Here is a 16,862-nt window from a genome sequence, read left to right on the forward strand (position 1 = left end):
CCATGCCCTCCGCCTCCAGCCCGACCCTCGACGCCAATCTCCTCCGACGCCTGCCCAAGGTCGTGCTCCACGAGCACCTGGACGGGAGCATGCGGCCCTCGACCATCCTCGAGTTGGCGGCCGAGATCGGTTACGACCAGCTCCCGGAGAGCGAGCCCGGGGCCCTGGGGCGCTGGTTCTTCGAGGGCGCCGACCGCGGCTCCCTGGCCCAGTACCTGGAGGGGTTCCGGCACACGATCGCCCTCTTGCAGACCGAAGCCGCCCTCGAGCGAGCCGCCTACGAGTACCTCGAGGACTCGGTCGCCGACGGGGTCGTCTACTCCGAGGTGCGCTTCGCCCCCCACCTGCACACCTTCGAGGGCCTGGGCCTGGATGCGGTCATGCACGCCGTCCTGCGAGGCCTGCGGCGGGCGGCGGTGGACTTCGACACGGGCTTCGGCCTGATCGTCTGCGCCCTGCGGAACGAGTCGGAGGAGCTCTCGATCAAGCTCGCCGAACTGGCCATCGCCTACCGCGACGAGGGCTGCGTGGGCTTCGACCTGGCCGGCGAGGAGGCCGGGCACCCGGCCAACCGCCACCTGCGCGCGTTCCAGCTCGTGCAGCGCATGAACTTCAACATCACCATCCATGCCGGCGAGTCGTTCGGGCCCGAGAGCATCTGGCAGGCGCTGCAGTACTGCGGCGCCCACCGCATTGGCCACGGAACCCGCCTGGTCGAGGACCTGGCCGTGCACGACGGCAAGGTGATCAAGGTCGGTAACCTGGCCCAATACGTGATCGACCACCGCATCCCGATCGAGGTCTGCCTGCAGAGCAACCTCCACACCGGGGCCACGCCGACCATGGAGGCTCACCCCTTCCCGCTCTTCGTCGACCTGGGCATGCGCGTCACGCTCAACACCGACAACCGGCTGATGAGCGGAACGACCATGACCGACGAGTATCTGGTCGCCGTCAACACCTTCGGCTGCGACCTCGACGCCCTCGAGACCCTCTCGATCAACGGCATGAAGTCCGCCTTCCTGCACTACGACGAGCGGGTGCGGATCATCTACGAGCGCATCAAGGCCCCCTTTGCGAAACTGCGCGGCGAAATGGGTCTGGAGGCGCGCCAGATCTACGGGGGGCCGGCTTGAAGCTGACCCGACCGAATCTGGGGCGCGTCGGCATCGGCGCCGGGCGCGGCGAGCTGTGCGTGATCGAGAGCGACTGCCTGGTGGGCAATGCCCTCGGCGACCCCCACCGGCGCGAGCTGCCGGTCTACCTGCCGCCCGGCTGGGACGCTCCCGGCGCGCAGTTCCCGGCCCTCTTCGTCCTGGCCGGCTTCACCGGGCGCGGCCACAAGTACCTCGCGCCACACCCCTGGTTCTCGAGCGTGGCCCAGCGCTTCGACGCGGCGATCGTCGAGGGCGACGCGCCACCGGCGGTGTTGGTGATGCCCGACTGCTTCACGCGCCTGGGCGGGAGCCAGTACGTGGATTCGACCGCTACCGGTCCCTACGAGACCCACGTGGCCCAGGAGCTGGTTCCGCTGGTGGAGGAGCACCTCCCCGTGCTCCCCGGCCGACGGGGCGTGGTCGGCAAGAGCTCCGGCGGCTTCGGTGCCCTACACCTGGCCATGCGCCGGCCGGGCCTGTTCCAGGCCGCCGCGTCGATCTCCGGCGACGTGGACTTCGAGCTCTGCTTCGGCTCCGAGATCTTGGCCGCCATGCGCGGCCTGGTACCCCACGGCCTCTCTCCCCAGCGTTTCCTCGAGGCCTTCGCGCGCGACCGCGACCTCTCCGGCGACGGGCACGCGGTGATCAACGTGCTGGCCATGGCCGCCTGCTACTCGCCCAATCCCGAATCGCCCCTGGGCTTCGACCTGCCCATGGAACTCGAGCGCGGCGAGCGCATCCCGGAGGTCTGGCGCCGCTGGCTGAGTTTCGATCCCCTCGAGGCGGTCCGGCCCCACGCCCAGGCCCTGCGCTCGCTCGAGTACCTGCACGTCGAGTGCGGCCTGGCCGACGAGTACAACCTGCAGTGGGGCCTGCGGCGGCTGGTGCGCAAGCTGCAGGAGTTGGACGTTCCCCACGTGCACGAGGAGCACTCGGGTGGACACCGGGGAACCGACGATCGCTACCTGCGGGTGCTGCCGCGCCTGGCTTCGATTCTGGCGGGCTGAGCCCGCTTCCGTCTTCGCGAGCGATCCGCATCCAGGCTGTTCAGACGCGGCTTCCAACGGCTACGGCTCGCCGACGGTAATTCGGTCGACCGAGTGGATGTCGATCGTCCACGTGTCGCCAGTCTTGATCTGGACGTTGTACTTGTCGAGGTACCAGTTCTTGACGCGCCCCCTGAAGGTGTCGAGATCGCGTCCGGGGTCGAAGTCGGAGAGCCAGTCAGACCTCCACGCGACCTGCGGGTTGCCGCGGCCGGGGAACGGGAAGGACGGCACGCCCTGGGATTCGGGATAGAGCCAATAGGTCATCCCGGTGCCCGCAGGCCCCGTGGACCAGACCATCGCCGATGGTGTCGATTCGTGGCCCCCGTTCCCGTCGGCGATGTAGATCGCGAAGACGCCTGTGTTGTACTGGTCTTGAGTGCCGGGCCGCGGCTGGAACGCGGGATCGGCGACGCTCGCGCAACCGGTCAGGGTGATCACACTCGCAAGGACAACGCAGTAAGTCAGGGATTCGAGCTTCATGGGGTTGATCCGACTGGAGTGAGGTCGTTGGCGCGAGGTCACGGCAACGGCAGAGTGAGTGGTGGCACTTGGTCTCCTGGCCCACGGAGCCCGACCCGGAGAGGGAGCATGACGCGCGCATTGGCAGGTCTGCGACCGAGCCGCGCCTCATGGGTAGTACTCCGCGACGGTCTCGGCGTTGAACCGAATGATCGTCGCGTTGTCGGCGCCCGCACAGCCCCCGACGGGCGTCCCGAGTCGCAGGGCGCCCGGGCCCTGAGGCGTCGACGAGATGGCCTGGTCGGGCGGCGTGGTCGCGTCGGCCCCCGCGTGCCACAAGAGCGGACTGGAGAAGACCGGTAGCCGCCGTCCGCTCCCGCCCATGATCGTCGTGTACTCGTGCGTACTCCTGGCAAAACGCAGGGACTGCTGTGGGTGCGCGCCGAAGGGGCTGTTGCATACCTGCGGTCCGACTTCGTGGAGGCAGCCGAACAAGTGCCCGAGTTCGTGGGCCAGGGTGACCGAGCGGGGGTCCGCAACGACCGCAGCCGTGACAGCGGCGAATCCGAAGCGACCGGCGTCGGGACGCTGCTCGAACACGAAAGCCGTACCGGTCTTCTTCTGGCCTGGCGACGGCGCGGTCACCATGCAGACCAGGTCGGCCTCGGCAGCCCGCCGCGCGGCGGCGACAAAACGCGCGTCCTCGCTGCACTGGCAGGCGGTCTGGAGCAGCAACTCGTTGACCGAAGTCACCCCAGCGAAGCGCGCGTGCCCGGGTTCCGGGCCCGGCCTGAGCCCGGCCGCGACCGCCCCGGCGAACTGGAGTTCGAGACCCGGCCAGCCGGGCGCCCGCAGGCTGCGCTCGAAGACGGCTTGGGCAGCCGACAGGCTGGCTTCACACGCCGCGGCCAGCCGCTCGTCCTTCTGACCCAGATAGACGAACAGCACCCGGATGGTCACCGTCTCCGCCGGAAGCTCGAAGAGCGGCGTGACCGGGAAGTGCTCGAGCCAGGGGTCGCCGCTCAGGGCCTCCACCCGAGGAAGGGGCAGCCTCGCGGGCAGCGGCGATCCGATGGGAGCCACGGCGACGCAGGACTCCTGCTCCGGATCGTCGGCGGCGAATGTCGTGCGGGCTGGTGATTGGCTCGGAGCACAGCCGTGCCCGAGCCCCAGACCCGCACTGACGAGGCCTGCAGCGACTACGATGATCCTCGCGAGATTCATCGCGTCGGCTCGATCACGACGTGACGATCGTGACTCATGAGATTGCCGGCCGCGAGCGTGATGCTGGAGTTGTCTGCGAACCACTGGATGACAAGCGCCCGGAAGCTTGCGAGGTCCGACAAGGCTTGCCCGTCCTGGAGGTACTCGATCCTCCAATGGATCGTGTGGTCGATCGATGAGGGCGTGACGTAGCTCGGCACTCCGACCTTGTCCGGAAAGAGCCAGAACTCCTCGGTGGGCAGGGTGTCGGACTCGCGCCAGAGGAAGGCGGAGGGGAGCGGCTCGTAGGTGACGACGAACTTGTTCGGATTCGCCCCGTCCGGGGTCACGGTCGCGGGCTGATAGAGCGAGAAGACGCCTGTGTCGTACTCCTGCGCCATGGAGACCTGGGGCAGCCCCCGGCCCGCCTCGCCCAAGGGGACTGCCATCTCGGTCGCAGTGGAAGCGCACGAGCAGAGCACGAGGCCGCAGAGGGTCACTGTCATGGAAAGTCGCCGCATGGTCATGGTCGCAGTTCGGTAGCGGTAGGGTCGAGCCGCTCACTCTGGGCTCGCAGAGAGCCTCGCTCGGGGGGCGAGGAAGACGGAAGTCCTGCGAAGGCGTGGGCCTCGTCGATCGACAGCACCTCGCGCGTCGCAGCCCATTCGGACCGTGGGATCGCGCTCGAGCGATCGATGAGGTGCGCCCGCGCTCCGTGGTCAAGGCTGCCGCGGGCGATCGCCAGCAGACCGAGCGTTTGGATTGCCATGCCAGGAATCGGGCAGGCGCGGGCCTGCTCGACCAGCTCGGCCTCGCCGTCGGCTCCGCGCACGTCACCGCTGGCGGCCGCCAGGGCCAGGGCCAACATCTGGCCCCAACGCCGCCCCACCCTCGACCAGCTCGACGCCGCTGCGAGGGCCAGATCACGTGCCACCTCGTTCGATCCAGCGCGCCACGCGAAGGCCGCCTCGTTGAGGAAGATCAGTGCTTCGATGTTCGGGAACTGGAGCTCCCGCGCTGCGGCGGCCAGCTCGAGGTCCGGGGCCAGCGGCGCCCCGCGTCGGTAGGCCAGGGTGCGCAGCTGCCACAGGGCGCGGGCCTCCTGGATGGGGTGCCGCGTCCTGGCGGCGAGGTCGAGGCCGCGCTCGGCGAGGTCCTTGGCCTGCTCCAATCGGTGCGCCTCCATCAGGGCCGAGGCGGAGTTCAGAAGCGCCGAGAGCTCCAAGCGGGCGCTGCGCGTCAGACGCGCGGTCCGAGCGTGGTGGGCCGCGGCGCAGGCAAAGCGTCCCTGGCGGTAGCGCAGCCAGCCCAGCTGTTCGCAGGCTCGAGCGCGCGCCTCGCGGTCGCGCGTGCGCCGGGCCCAGGCCAGAGCGCCGCGCACGGCGAGAGCCTCGTCCTCCAGGCGCGCGTAGCGGCCGGCGAGGGTCCGGATCGAGTGGTAGGCCATGGCCAGACCCAGGTCCTCACCCGGATCCACGGCCTCGAGCAAGCGCAGTGCTCGGGCGCCGTCGCCCTGCATCCCACACAGCGCCGCGCGCGCGAGCGCTTCGATCAACGCCACCTCGGCGTCGTAGGTCTCGGTTCGCGCCAAGTGGTACAGCACCTCGTCGAGCTTCGAGCCCGTCGCCGATGCCAACCCCACGTCCAACAGGACCCGCAGGAGCCGGCGTTCCTGATCCAGCTGGCGTTCGCTCCCACGTACCACCGCGAGGCCTTCGACGACCGTGTTCCAGGCGCCGCGGACATCGCCTCCATCGAGCGCACGACCGGCGACCAAAATGGCCTCCTGCGCGACCTCGCCCAGGCGACCGGCACTGATCAGGTGCAGGACCCGACCGGGCGCGCCCGGCGCCAGGAGATCGGCCAAGCGACCGCGCAGGGCGGCCTGTCGCTCCGCAACCTGGCCCCACGCGTCCGCGGCGGTCGCCAGCGCCCGCAGCGACCCGTCGGGGTCACGTCGGACCAGTCCGCGCTGCACCAGATCCCCCAGCTCGGTCTCCACCTGCCAGACCTGACAGCGAAGCAAGCGAGTCAGGAGCTCGACGCCCCCGCCGCCACCGAGCAGCTCGACGGCCCACAGCAGCTCCGCCTGGGACGGACGTAGGCTCCCACGCGCGACGCGCATGCTGGGGATCGCGTGGCCGGTCGAGGCCAGCCGCGAGAGGGCCGAACGGCCCATCGACACGAGTCCTCCTTCCCAGCGAGCCAAGCCACTCCGCACCCAGGTGGCCAGCTCGCACTCGACGTTCCGCGCCAGTCCACCAGTCCGGCCCGCGAGCTCCGCGGCGGCGTCCGTGCGCGTGTGGAAGATTCGGTCGTGGCCCGCGAACAGCCCGCGCAGGGCTTGGGTAGGGAGCGTTGACAGCAGGATGTCGGCTGGCGCCCCTTCGCCGACCACGCGCACCACCGGCCCACGCGTGCGCAACGCATCCACGAGCGCGATCGTCCAACGGTCGATGGGTCCGGGATCGTCACAGAGCAGCACCAGTCCGTCGTCGAGCTGACGGGCCAGGGCTCGCTCGAGCAGTTGGCTAACGTCCTCGCCCGTCACGGCCGATGCGACCTCGTTCGATCCCAAGAACGACAGCAGGGCCTCGAATGGCGCCGAGCTCGACTCGATCAGGAGCGTCCGGCGGCCCTGCGCCTGCAGCCTGTGTTCAAGCTCCCGCAGGAATCGTGTGCGACCGCTGCCGGGCCCGCCGCCGACGTCGAGCGACTTCCCCGCGAGCACTCGCGCCGCGGACCGCTCCAGGTCCCCCGAAGAACCGAGCCATGGAAGCGTGCACCCGGACCCCGAACCCGACAGGCGCGCCGAGACCTCCGCGGCCGAACGAGGGCGATCGGCGGGGCGCCGTGAAAGCAGGGCATCGATGGTCTCGACCACCGCCGGGGCGAGTCCCGGCACGGCCTCTGCGATCGAGTCAGGTGCGACGTCGGTCCGACGATCGACGAATTGATCCTCGGGCCCGCGCTCGTGGGGCGCTTCACCGGCCAGGGCCCGGTAGAGCATCACGCCCACGGCGTAGAGGTCCGACGCCACGCTGGCCGACCGGGCCTCGAAGAGTTCGGGCGCCGCGTAGAGCGGAGTTCCCGCAAAGCCACCGCCGGTGGTTCGCAGTGCCGCCGCTTCATGCGCAACGCCGAGATCGAGGATCGTGAGGATGCCTTGCCCGTCGAGCAGTACGTTCGAGGGCTTCACGTCACGATGCACTACCCCCGCCCAGTGGATCCCGCCCAGGGCCTCGAGCAGCGCCAGAGCGGCCGGCTCGAGCCGCTCCCAGGAACCACCCACGTTGCTCGGGAAGTGCTCGCCATGGACCTCCTCCATGACGATGAAGGCCAGGCCGTCCTCCACGCCCTCGTCCAGCAGCGAGACCACGCCCGGCAAGCGTAGGTGGCGCAGGGCCGCGATCTCGCGCCGAAAGACCTCGTGCATGCGTCCCGCCCGAGGATGGATCAGCTTGACCGCGACGCTACGTCCTGCGAGCAGGTCGTCCGCTCGGAACACCGCGCCGAAGCCACCGCTGCCGAGCACGTCGCGCAGGCGATAGCGGCGGGCGACCAGTTGGCCCAGGCCCGCGCTGGGATCACGGGTGAGGTCGAGCTCTCCGGCGTTCGCCGGGAACAGGCCGACCATGTCGAGTGGCTCGATGGTCGGCCGTTCGCCGGTCGGATCCGGTCGCGTCGCCTCCAGCAGGAAGCTACCCAGACTCGCATGGCGCTCGAGCAGTCGGTGGACCCGCTCCAGGACCTCGCGATCGTCGCCATACTCCCCCTCGAGGAACGGGCTCCGCCCTTCGGCGGGCAGCTCGATCACCTCGCAAAATGCGCGCATCGCGCGCTGCCACTGATGGACCTCCACAGCTTGTCCGTCAGTCCAGCGCCTCGCGCAGCCAGGCTCGTGCGAACTCCCACAGGTTGCGTACCTCCCGTTCCGGGAGACCCATGGCCTGGGCTGCCGCCGCACGCGTCAGGCCCCCATAGAAGCGCAGCTGCACCACCTCGGTCAGCCGTGGATCGATCTGCTCCAGGCGATCGAGTGCTTCGTCGAGCGCCATCAGGTCCAGGTCCCCGGCGACCTGGGAGGACGCCAATCCCTCGAGGGGCACCCGCTCGCCCTGCGGCTTGCGCTTGGAGGCCCGGGCGGCGCGAACTCGGTCCGTCAGTGCACTCCGCATGGCACGCGCCGCGTAGCGAACGAAGTGGCGACGGTCCTCCCAAGACTCCGGCGCGGCCCCGGCGATCCGCAGGTAGGCCTCATTGACCAGGTCGCTGACACCCAGGGTCGGCGTCGCCGGACCGCCACGCAGCATCGACCGGGCGACACGCTTCAGCTCGTCCGCAAGTAGCTCGTAGACCCGCTCCTCTGCCCCCTGATCACCGGCTCTGATGCGGGCCAACAGGTGGGTCACGCGTAGGGTCTCGTCGGGCCTGTCCATCGGTCTTCGGTCGATCATTGATGCTGGGTCCTGCCCGCGAGCGACCGCTCCTTGCAGGTCGAGACTGGAGCGGTCAGCTCACCCCTAGAACGGATTCCAGCGATCCGTGGCCAAGAAAAACTTGGTTCCCAGAACTCGGCGACCACATGGAGTCACCGCCCCCTGCGTGTCGATCCGCGGCAGCCCAACCCGCCCGGCCAGCTCCGAATTCCACTGCGACACCTGGACCGGCAGGATCTCGTTCTCGGCCGCGATCTGGTGACTCGGGTTGCTGCCCTCGAGGGCCTCTCTCGCGACTCGCGCCTTGATCTCGGCGCCGCGCGTCCTGCGTTCCTGCTTCATCCGGATTCCGATGCCCATCCTCCAGGCGCCACCAGCTTGGTTCTGTCCGCGAATCCGGTTGGCCAGGACGCCTCCCCGGCCGCACGGCTCAGGCTCCCGCCGCGGGGAGGACCCGAGCACGGTGCGCGTCCATTGCGGCGACCAGGTGTTTGGAAGTCTCTCGGGCCACCTGTGAGAACCCGACCCCGGGGAGCCGCCCGGGCGGGAGCTGAGCAGCGAGCAGCGCGTTGGTGGATCGCCAGCGAGCCATTCCCGGCTCGGCCGCCTCTCCGGGAACGAGCATCGACGCCCCGGCACACGCCTGCGCGTCGATCGCCACGCCTTGCTCGTGCCGCGCGATCAACTCGTCGAGCCCACGCGCCAGGGCGCTGTCCGCCGCACAGAGCCGCTGCAACTCGACACCCTCCCAATCGGTCACGTAGTAGGCGTGGCCCAGGCGCACGAGCTGCAGCACGCGATCCCTCGCGACCGACCGCAGCTGCGCGCGCCGGGCGGCCCACCAGCGACGGAACTCGAGGCTTCCGAGGACCGGGCCGTGCAGTGCCCAACCGGCCAGGACATCGCCGCACGCCCACGAGAGCCCGAAGCACGCGATGCCCAGCCCGGCCGTCACTGCGACTCCACGCGCGCCACCTGGGCTGCCCAGCCGGTAGTGCGGAAGGGCGAACAGCCCCACAGCAAGGGCCGTCGCCAACCCCTCTTCGCCCGCCCACGTTGTGTCGCCTCCCACCAGCCGGAAGCACGCGAAGGTTGCCAGACCACGATAGAGCACCTCCTCGACCGCCGCCGAAAGCTGGACCTCGAGCCAGATCGACGTCGGCCCGTACCGCAGGCCGGCCCGACGGCTCGCTCGCATGCTGAAGGCCGCGGCCACGACCACGAGCACGACTGCAGCTTGGAGCGCGAATGGAATCGGGGCGCTCGCCCAGGCGTCTAGGCTCGACCGTCCGAGAACCGCCGCCTGGTCAGCGAAGTAGCACACGGCCCACAGCACCTTGTGGACCAACTCGCGCGACCCGGACCACGCAGCCGAGAGCAGCTCGCCGCGTGCCGTTCGCGTCGACCAGCCGAACAGGACCGACGCCTGCGCCCGCGCGAGGGGCAGACCGAGTACGAGCGAAGCGCCTTCTAGGAGGCCTCCGGGCTTCACGGCGGCCACCACGAAGTAGATCGCCGACCAAGACGCGACCAACGGCACCATCCCCCGCCGGTGCGGGTCGATCGGGCGCGTTCCGACCAGGATCTCGAGCGCCCGGAGGACTTGCGCCCATGGGACCGCCACGCGCGGCTGCTCAGGTCCTCTACCCAATGGCACCCCCTCGGAGAGCGAACCGGACCCGGCTGGGCCTCGCCACCGTGATCCAAACCCGCGCACTCGAGCCCGCGGTGGCGAGGATCGAGAGCCACAGGACCCAAGCAGGAAGCGGAGCCGGCTGGTGCGCCCGAAAACCCACCCCGCGACTCTCCGGCCACCACAAGAACCGGGTCAGTACCACGACGAGGATCACCGACAGCCAGATCAAGACCGTACGACTCAGGCGAACCCTTCCCGAATAGGTCGCGAGGATCGCGAACGGGAGCAGATAGATCAGGTAGCGCCCCGACATCCGCGTGCAGAAGAAATAGCCGGCAAGCCCCACGAGCAACACGAGGAAGGCCCATCCGTCACGCGAAGGGCCGAAGCGCGACCACCACGTCAACGCAGCGGCGCCACCGCAAGCCGTGAAGAGCACCGCACCCCAGACGCTCCAGCTTGCTCCGAGCAACGTGCTCGCTGCCTCGAACTCCCCGCTGAGCATCTGGACGCCGGCCCAGAGGTTCGTCGCGTACCACGAGCCGACTTGCCCCAAGGGGTGTCCGGCTGCATTGCCCAGGAGCGACGCGCGCATCCAAGAGCTCCCCTCGGCGAGTTGAAAGACGAGACCGAGGGAAACGAAGGCCAACGCAACGCCGGCCAAGACCGCAGCGGCGCGGCCCAGAGCTGTACGGAACGCCGCCTTCCGATCGTGGGTCGCAATCTGCCCCGACGGTGCCCCGGCCCCCGACGGACTCGCGGCGCAGACGGCGCCGCCCATGAGGCACAGCGCCAGGAACGGCGCCGCGACAATCGCCTGCGGCTTCGTGAGCACCCCGATCGTGAGCGCCGCCCCAGCCATTGCCCAACGACCCCTTAGCCCGCACAGCATCACGCCGACCATCCACGCCATCGCCCACCCGTCGACCTGCTGACGCAGCCCCTCGTTGAGGATCGGCGCCGGCCCGCACCAGCCCCAGGCGAAGACCGCCAGCTCGCCTCGTCGGTCCGCGCCGAGCTCGCGCGCGACCAGCACCAGCCACCAGGCGCCGAGCAGGGCGAAGCAGCCCGACACGGCCGCATAGAGCCCGACAGCCACGCGCGTGTAGGGCCGCAGGGCCGGATCGAACAGAGCATGCACGCGCGTTAGGCCCGCCAGGACCCACATGAAGCCCGGGCCGTAGTTGGGGCTCAGCACGAACTCCATCCCCTCGCCAGGACGAAGCACTCCGCGGTCTTGGTCCGCAACCCGCTCGGAGGAGCCCGCCCGGTCGGCGCGCCAGGCCCGAACGTGCAGCGCACGGGCCTCCAGCTCCTGATCGAGCGGCCGACCGATGACGCCTGGTGTGCCGCCGTAGACGTGACCCAGTCCGCGCTCACGGATCGCTGACTGCCAGGCCACGAAGTGTCCGTGATCGACCAAGTCCAGCGCTCGCCAAGGCAATGAGGCCGCAGCCAGCCTCAGAAGCAATCCGACGCACAGAACCAGGACCCAAGTCCCCACGCGCCGCACCTCGGGCCGGCGGATCCCGATCGCGTCCGAGGACTGCAAACCTAGGCCTCGGTCAGTGCCTCTCGGCCAGCCCTCGATGGTCGGCGCTCGAGCTCCTCGCTCGAGTTCGCGCCCCCACCGGGTTTGTCCTCCGGTCGCACGTTGAACTGGGGGGCGTCGAGTTCGTACTCGAACCTCGGCACCACGGCCTTGGCCCGAGGCAGCGCGAGCGTCAGCACCTGCTCGCCCTCGACCATCACCAGACCAAGCCCATCGAGCGCCGTAACTGCGGCGAGCACCTCGTCCCGCTCCCGCCCGATGTCGCGCGCGATGCGGTCCACCGAACGGATCTCGTCCGCGGCGAGGAAGACCTCCATCTCCGGCCCCGAGAGCACGTACTGCTGCCGCGCCTTCGCGTCGCGGGCGTCCTGCACGAGCACCCAGCTCCGAGCGCGACGGAAAGTGAGCTCGGGCATCCAAGATCCCTTCTCCCACCTCGCCTGCCAACGACGTACCAGCTTGCGGAGCTCCGACTTGAGGCGCCTCGCGATCGGCGGGTGCTCGAGCTTGTAGCGGAAGTAGAACGCGAGGCGATTCAGATCCACTCCGTCGGACGGAAAGATGTGCGCGTACGCACGGTGTGACTGAACGTCCTTGATTCCGAACCTCGGCGCGTCGAAGTGCATCGGACTGAAGCGTTGCAGCATGAAGTCCCCAACACCGCTAGGCGGCGCGAGGTGGTGCAGACGCTTGGTCAGTTCGGCCTGCTGCAGGTAGTCCTCTGGAACCTCGCCTGGAAAACCGCACAAGATGTTGTAGGCCACCTCAACACCGTACTCGCGGCAGAACTTCAGCAACTGCACGTTGCGAATGCCCGAGACCCCCTTGTCCATCAGCTCGAGCACGTGCGAACTCAGGCTTTCCACGCCCGGTTGAATCGCACGCACTCGGGCATCCCTGAGCTGCTTGACGTCGGCGCGACTGAGGTTCGACTTGGTCTCGTAGAAGAACTCCAGACCCAGGTCCGCCTCCGCCAGAGCTGGGAGCAGGGTCCGGCGATATCCCTGACTGATGATATTGTCAGCCGCGTGGAACGTGAGCTGGCGATATCGATCCGCCAGGCCCAGCACCTCGTCCAGCACTCGCTCCGGGTCCTTTGCCCGGAACTTCATGTTGCCGCCATTGAGTCCGCAGAAAGTGCAGTGGTGCACCTCGCCCCACCAGCATCCGCGAGCACTCTCGAACATCAGGCCCGACACGCTTATCTGCTCACCGCGCGCATCGCGAACGCCCCGCACGGCGTCGAAGTACTCGTCGAAGAGCGGCGTCGGGGCTCCGTTCATGTCCTCCAAGCGCCCGGAGGTTGTGGCCCCCACGATCCCGCCGGTCGCGTCGCGGTGGATCAACTGCGGGGGGGCCTCGTCGGCCTCTCCGAGCGCCCATCGGAACGCATCCAGCCCGCCATCCTCCGCCTCGCCCTGAAACACGGCGTCGACCCAAGCAAAGGCGCGCATGACCTCATCCCCCATCTCACCCTCGACCTGCGCGCCCCCGAACAGGATGAAGGTCTTCGGCCGCAGCTCCTTGATCCGACGTGCGGCGGCGAGCGCCGGCACGAGCTGATTCACGCTACAGGTGAACGCGACGACGTCATAGCCGTTGGTCCGCCCCGCTACGTCCTCGATCAGCGCGGGCGCGCGCACGTCGCGCAGGTCTGCTATCCACTCGCGAAAGTCCTCGCCCAGGTAATCCTTGAAGCGGAACGACTCGCGGACGAGCGGCAACCACTTGTCCACCGCCTCGACGCCGGATTCACTCCGGCTCTCGGGAAACGCGGCCCTCGAGAAGACCCACTCGGCGGTGAAGGTCCAGAGCTTGCCGGAAGCAACGACGGCGTAGGCGTGCTGACCGAGCTCACACGCGAAGTCGACATTGGCGTGGATGACGTCAGCAGCCATGCCTCCACGCTCGAGCAGCGCCTTCAGAATGCCGGCGGGAAGGCTGGGACGAGCGCACTCTGCCCAGGGCATGACGACGACGGAGACGCGAGACGTATTCTTGGGCTGGATCATCGTTGCAAGACAAGGCTGTGATGCTGCGGACGAAGTGCGGGCCCCGCGTGCATCAAACTCCGGCCACCATCGGGAGAACGAGTAGGATCGACAGGTTCGTAGCGCCGTGCAGTAGCCACGCCGGCAGAGCGCCGTAGCGCAGGTAGGCGAGGGCGAAAGCCAGCGCACCAAGGGCCTTGGGTACGCCGAACTGGATCCACGTCAGGGGGTCACTGGCCGGACCGGACTGAATCGCGTGGACCGCGACAGCAATCGCGACGGAAGCGGCGACGGCTACAGACCTCTCCCCCGCTCGCCGGCCGAGCCCGAGTAGGAGCAGGAGCAGCTCGATCGGCATCCAGCGCACGACGACGTCTTCCTGAATCGCCGCGCTGAGAATGCCGAGCACCGCCACCGCCGAGCGCTCAGGAGTTTCGAACAGTCGCGACCAGCCGACGCCCGGATCGACACCGCACAGCAGCTGCAGAAGCGGGGTGGCCAGCGAGAGGGCGAGAGCAGCGGGTAGAATCTCGGTCAACACCGCGTGCGCCCGCATCTTCGGTGCGACCAGCGCCGCTCTCAGTCCTCCGAGGCGGTGCAGCGCCAGGGAGAGCCCCACGGCTGAGACCACCGCCAGTATTGGGACCACGAGCGGCAGGATCGTCTCGACCAGCTCTCGCTTGCGCGCTCGCGTGATCTGCGGTGAATGCGCTTCGATGAAGAAGTTCGCCGTCAGCACCGACGATGCGCCGACCAACAACGAGCCGACGAACACGCTGTAGATGGGCGGTGCGGTCGGCCCGGGAGGGGAGCTCCCGGAGACCGTCTGAATCGGCGGCGAACTCATTCGGATCCCCCTGGCACCACGAAAGACCAAGCGGGATGCGACGCTGCCGCGTCGAAGTCGTAGATGTGAACCTCGTCTAGTGGGCCATCGGGCGCGTAGTAATAGAGACGGTAATAGCCCGGCACCAGGCTCGTCTCGATGCGCCCATCGACGACCGTGTGCGGCGACCCTCCGCCGCCGCCTCCCGCAAGGACCGGGATCGAGCTCGGCTCGACCAAGAGACCCGACTCGTTCGCTATCACCGCCCGCCCGTCGGCCGGCGACCCGTCAACCAGGACGAGCTCGATCGAGACCTGGGTCGTCGCCGGCAGCGCAACGACCAGCTCTTCACCGTCGGACGGCAGCGAGAGCCCCTCGAAGTAGGCCAGCGGTGCCTCACCGGCTCGACGGGGTGCCACCGCCAGGGCGATCGACGCCGTCGGAGGCACTCCATCGAGGCGTACCCGACCGTCCACGTCCGTCGATCCGCACGGCGTCAGGGTGCTGCCCGGCGGATAGGCGCCGCCCTCGCCGAAGTAGGCCAGCGCCACGTCGGCGCCAGCGACCGCTCGACCGTCCCTGTCCACAACCCTGACCGGGAGCGCGGTCTCGGCGCGGCGCATTCGCACGATGATCTCTTGCTCTGCCCGCCGCTCGAGATCCCACACGTCCGTCGGAGCGAAGCCCTTGGCGCTGACGGTGAGGTAGAGGTCGGACTCCGGATCAAAGGGGACCGTCAGTCGACCGTTGTCGGTCTCGAGCAGCCCCAGTCGCTCGAATGCAGCCGCGACGTCGTCGTAGAGATGCAGCTCCACCGAGCGGACCGGCGTCCCACGCTCGTCCACGACGAGCAACCGCAACATGTCGCGCTGCTCGAACTCGAAGTCCAGATCCGAGCTCCCGACGGCAACGCTCTCGTACAGCTTGGGCGTCACGTTGCACCTCGGCCGCAGGCGGCTCCCGTAGGCCTTGACGGTCAGCTCCTCGGCGGCCGACGGGATGGCCAGCTCGAATCGCTCCAGCTCGGCCGGCACCCGAAAACCGTAGCTCTTGCCGCGCAGCGGCCCAGCGCCGACGTCGACGACGATCGAGACGAACCCCTCCAAGCCCTCCGCCTTGCGGATCTCTCCGCTGATTGAGCCATCGATCTTCAGGACAGAGAGCTCGACTGTCACCGAGGCACCGGGCTCGACGGCAACCTCCGCTGTGGCGCTCGAGTAGCCGTCGTGCCGAACACCGACCTCGATCTGTCCGGCCGCCGTGCGCACCCCTTCGAATGCGAAGCGACCGTCGGAGTCGCTCACCGTCTCTCGTCCGAGTACATCGAGCGCCGCCCGGTTGGAGGAGGTCCGGAGCCCTGACTCAGGGTGCAGGAAGGTGGTGGACGACACATAGACGTCGACGCCTTCGACCGGATCGCCGTCGTGATCGACCACGCGGCCCTCCACCCGACAGCCACCGCTGGCGGCCAGCGTTACGGGCCCCACCGGCGCACCCTCGAGCACCAACGGCTCCGATGTCACCGCGGTCTCTCCCTGGTCCAACACGGCGAAGAGGTGGAAGTCACCGGGCGGCAGGCGGTCGAATGCGAAGTTCCCATCGCCTGCGATCGTGGCGAACTCCTCGGCCACCGAAAAGTCGCGCAGCTCCGGTGCGTCGGCTCCCTCGTAGACGACGAAGACTGCGCCTCCCGTTGCCGGCGCACCCGCCGACGTGAGAACTTGCCCGAAGAGGGAGATGCCGGGCAGCAGGTCGACTTCGATCGTGTCACCCGCCTCGACCACGTGGACGTCGGCAACCCACGGCCGGAAGCCATCAGCGACGACACGGCACAAGTAGACGCCCGGCTCGCCGCCCTCGAGTTCGACCAGCCCCGACGGCCCGGTCACTCCACGCAGGCTCCAGTCCGCTCGTGTTCCGGCAGGAAGGACGCCCGCGCGACCGATGCCGCCCTCGAAGAGCACGACCTCGGCACCTCCCACCGGGACGCGCTCATCGCCAATGCCCGCACGCCCGACATCGACCCGTACGACTATTCCATCAGCGAGCGCGACCAGGAGCCTGTGAAGCTCGCCCGCTCGAACCTCTACCCCGTCGAACAGCTCGGGAACGAAGCCGTCGGCGGCGGCCACGAGGCCGTAGGTTCCGGGCTTGATCCCATCGATCCGGAAGCGACCGTCCGAATCGCTGGTTCCTTCCCAACGATCGAAGAGCCCCGCCACCACGATCTTCGCGCCGGGCACGATCTGTCCGTCGTTCAGGGTCGTCACCAGGCCCCCGACCGAGCCCCAGTCGATCTTCGACGCGCGCTCGTTCGAATCGGCCTCCACCCGTAGCGCATCGATTGCCGCCTGCGGCACCTCCGCGAGCGGAACCGCAGTGGAAAGGACCACTCCCGGACGCGCGGCATCGACCCGATCGACCATCTCGCGCTCGGCGACGCGGCGCTCGCGTTCCATGGCACCCAAGTAGTACCAGTTCAGGAACCCGAGCAGCGCTAGACCGACGACGACAGCCAGCAGGCGCCCCTGACTACCCTTCATACCCCGC

Annotated in this window: 13 protein-coding genes; 2 read left to right on the top strand and 11 right to left on the bottom strand. The window is 68.8% G+C overall.

Going from position 1 to position 16,862, the window contains the following annotated elements:
• Positions 1-2 precede the first annotated feature (2 nt).
• The gene (locus Pla133_RS13820) at positions 3-1,136 is read left to right on the top strand and encodes an adenosine deaminase (RefSeq protein ID WP_145066176.1); all 1,134 of its coding nucleotides are present in this window, start codon (positions 3-5) and stop codon (positions 1,134-1,136) included.
• On the top strand, positions 1,133-2,164 hold the full coding sequence (locus tag Pla133_RS13825) for an alpha/beta hydrolase (RefSeq protein ID WP_145066178.1): 1,032 nt from the start codon (positions 1,133-1,135) through the stop codon (positions 2,162-2,164). Before Pla133_RS13820 ends, Pla133_RS13825 begins: the two co-directional genes overlap by 4 nt.
• A gap of 60 nt (positions 2,165-2,224) precedes the next feature.
• Here the strand turns inward: Pla133_RS13825 and Pla133_RS13830 are convergent, their stop codons facing one another.
• The 11 genes from Pla133_RS13830 to Pla133_RS13880 form a co-directional block, all read right to left on the bottom strand.
• The gene (locus tag Pla133_RS13830) at positions 2,225-2,686 is read right to left on the bottom strand and encodes a hypothetical protein (RefSeq protein ID WP_145066180.1); all 462 of its coding nucleotides are present in this window, start codon (positions 2,684-2,686) and stop codon (positions 2,225-2,227) included.
• A gap of 147 nt (positions 2,687-2,833) precedes the next feature.
• Entirely contained in the window at positions 2,834-3,748 is a 915-nt protein-coding gene (locus tag Pla133_RS13835; protein ID WP_145066182.1) for a zinc-dependent metalloprotease family protein, read from the bottom strand.
• 137 nt (positions 3,749-3,885) lie between these two features.
• Complete coding sequence (locus Pla133_RS13840; protein ID WP_145066184.1) at positions 3,886-4,317, bottom strand: hypothetical protein; 432 nt, start codon at positions 4,315-4,317, stop codon at positions 3,886-3,888.
• Between the two features lie 74 nt (positions 4,318-4,391).
• The gene (locus Pla133_RS13845; RefSeq protein WP_145066186.1) at positions 4,392-7,703 is read right to left on the bottom strand and encodes a serine/threonine-protein kinase; all 3,312 of its coding nucleotides are present in this window, start codon (positions 7,701-7,703) and stop codon (positions 4,392-4,394) included.
• A gap of 37 nt (positions 7,704-7,740) precedes the next feature.
• Positions 7,741-8,307 carry an ECF-type sigma factor gene (locus Pla133_RS13850; protein WP_419191516.1) on the bottom strand — a complete coding sequence of 189 codons (567 nt, stop codon included), beginning with the start codon at positions 8,305-8,307 and terminating at the stop codon, positions 7,741-7,743.
• 84 nt (positions 8,308-8,391) lie between these two features.
• On the bottom strand, positions 8,392-8,649 hold the full coding sequence (locus Pla133_RS13855) for a hypothetical protein (protein WP_145066191.1): 258 nt from the start codon (positions 8,647-8,649) through the stop codon (positions 8,392-8,394).
• An 88-nt stretch (positions 8,650-8,737) separates the two neighbouring features.
• Positions 8,738-9,841, bottom strand: a complete 1,104-nt coding sequence (locus Pla133_RS13860; protein ID WP_145066193.1) for a hypothetical protein — start codon at positions 9,839-9,841, stop codon at positions 8,738-8,740.
• Positions 9,842-9,950: 109 nt separating this feature from the next.
• On the bottom strand, positions 9,951-11,495 hold the full coding sequence (locus tag Pla133_RS13865) for a hypothetical protein (protein WP_145066195.1): 1,545 nt from the start codon (positions 11,493-11,495) through the stop codon (positions 9,951-9,953).
• Positions 11,496-11,497: 2 nt separating this feature from the next.
• Positions 11,498-13,507 carry a RiPP maturation radical SAM C-methyltransferase gene (locus Pla133_RS13870; protein WP_145066197.1) on the bottom strand — a complete coding sequence of 670 codons (2,010 nt, stop codon included), beginning with the start codon at positions 13,505-13,507 and terminating at the stop codon, positions 11,498-11,500.
• Positions 13,508-13,559: 52 nt separating this feature from the next.
• Positions 13,560-14,261 carry a CPBP family glutamic-type intramembrane protease gene (locus Pla133_RS13875; protein WP_419191517.1) on the bottom strand — a complete coding sequence of 234 codons (702 nt, stop codon included), beginning with the start codon at positions 14,259-14,261 and terminating at the stop codon, positions 13,560-13,562.
• Between the two features lie 68 nt (positions 14,262-14,329).
• Positions 14,330-16,855, bottom strand: a complete 2,526-nt coding sequence (locus Pla133_RS13880) for a carboxypeptidase-like regulatory domain-containing protein (protein ID WP_419191518.1) — start codon at positions 16,853-16,855, stop codon at positions 14,330-14,332.
• Positions 16,856-16,862: the final 7 nt, after the last annotated feature.

The sequence above is a fragment of the Engelhardtia mirabilis genome, assembly GCF_007748095.1.
Lineage (GTDB): Bacteria > Planctomycetota > UBA1135 > UBA1135.

What these genes read in the sequence shown, in the direction of transcription:
- Pla133_RS13855 (WP_145066191.1), bottom strand. Translation starts at nt 8,649, where the DNA reads ATGAAGCAGGAACGCAGGACGCGCGGCGCCGAGATCAAGGCGCGAGTC.
- Pla133_RS13870 (WP_145066197.1), bottom strand. Translation starts at nt 13,507, where the DNA reads ATGATCCAGCCCAAGAATACGTCTCGCGTCTCCGTCGTCGTCATGCCC.
- Pla133_RS13845 (WP_145066186.1), bottom strand. Translation starts at nt 7,703, where the DNA reads ATGCGCGCATTTTGCGAGGTGATCGAGCTGCCCGCCGAAGGGCGGAGC.
- Pla133_RS13830 (WP_145066180.1), bottom strand. Translation starts at nt 2,686, where the DNA reads ATGAAGCTCGAATCCCTGACTTACTGCGTTGTCCTTGCGAGTGTGATC.
- Pla133_RS13850 (WP_419191516.1), bottom strand. Translation starts at nt 8,307, where the DNA reads ATGGACAGGCCCGACGAGACCCTACGCGTGACCCACCTGTTGGCCCGC.
- Pla133_RS13840 (WP_145066184.1), bottom strand. Translation starts at nt 4,317, where the DNA reads ATGGCAGTCCCCTTGGGCGAGGCGGGCCGGGGGCTGCCCCAGGTCTCC.
- Pla133_RS13880 (WP_419191518.1), bottom strand. Translation starts at nt 16,855, where the DNA reads ATGAAGGGTAGTCAGGGGCGCCTGCTGGCTGTCGTCGTCGGTCTAGCG.
- Pla133_RS13820 (WP_145066176.1), top strand. Translation starts at nt 3, where the DNA reads ATGCCCTCCGCCTCCAGCCCGACCCTCGACGCCAATCTCCTCCGACGC.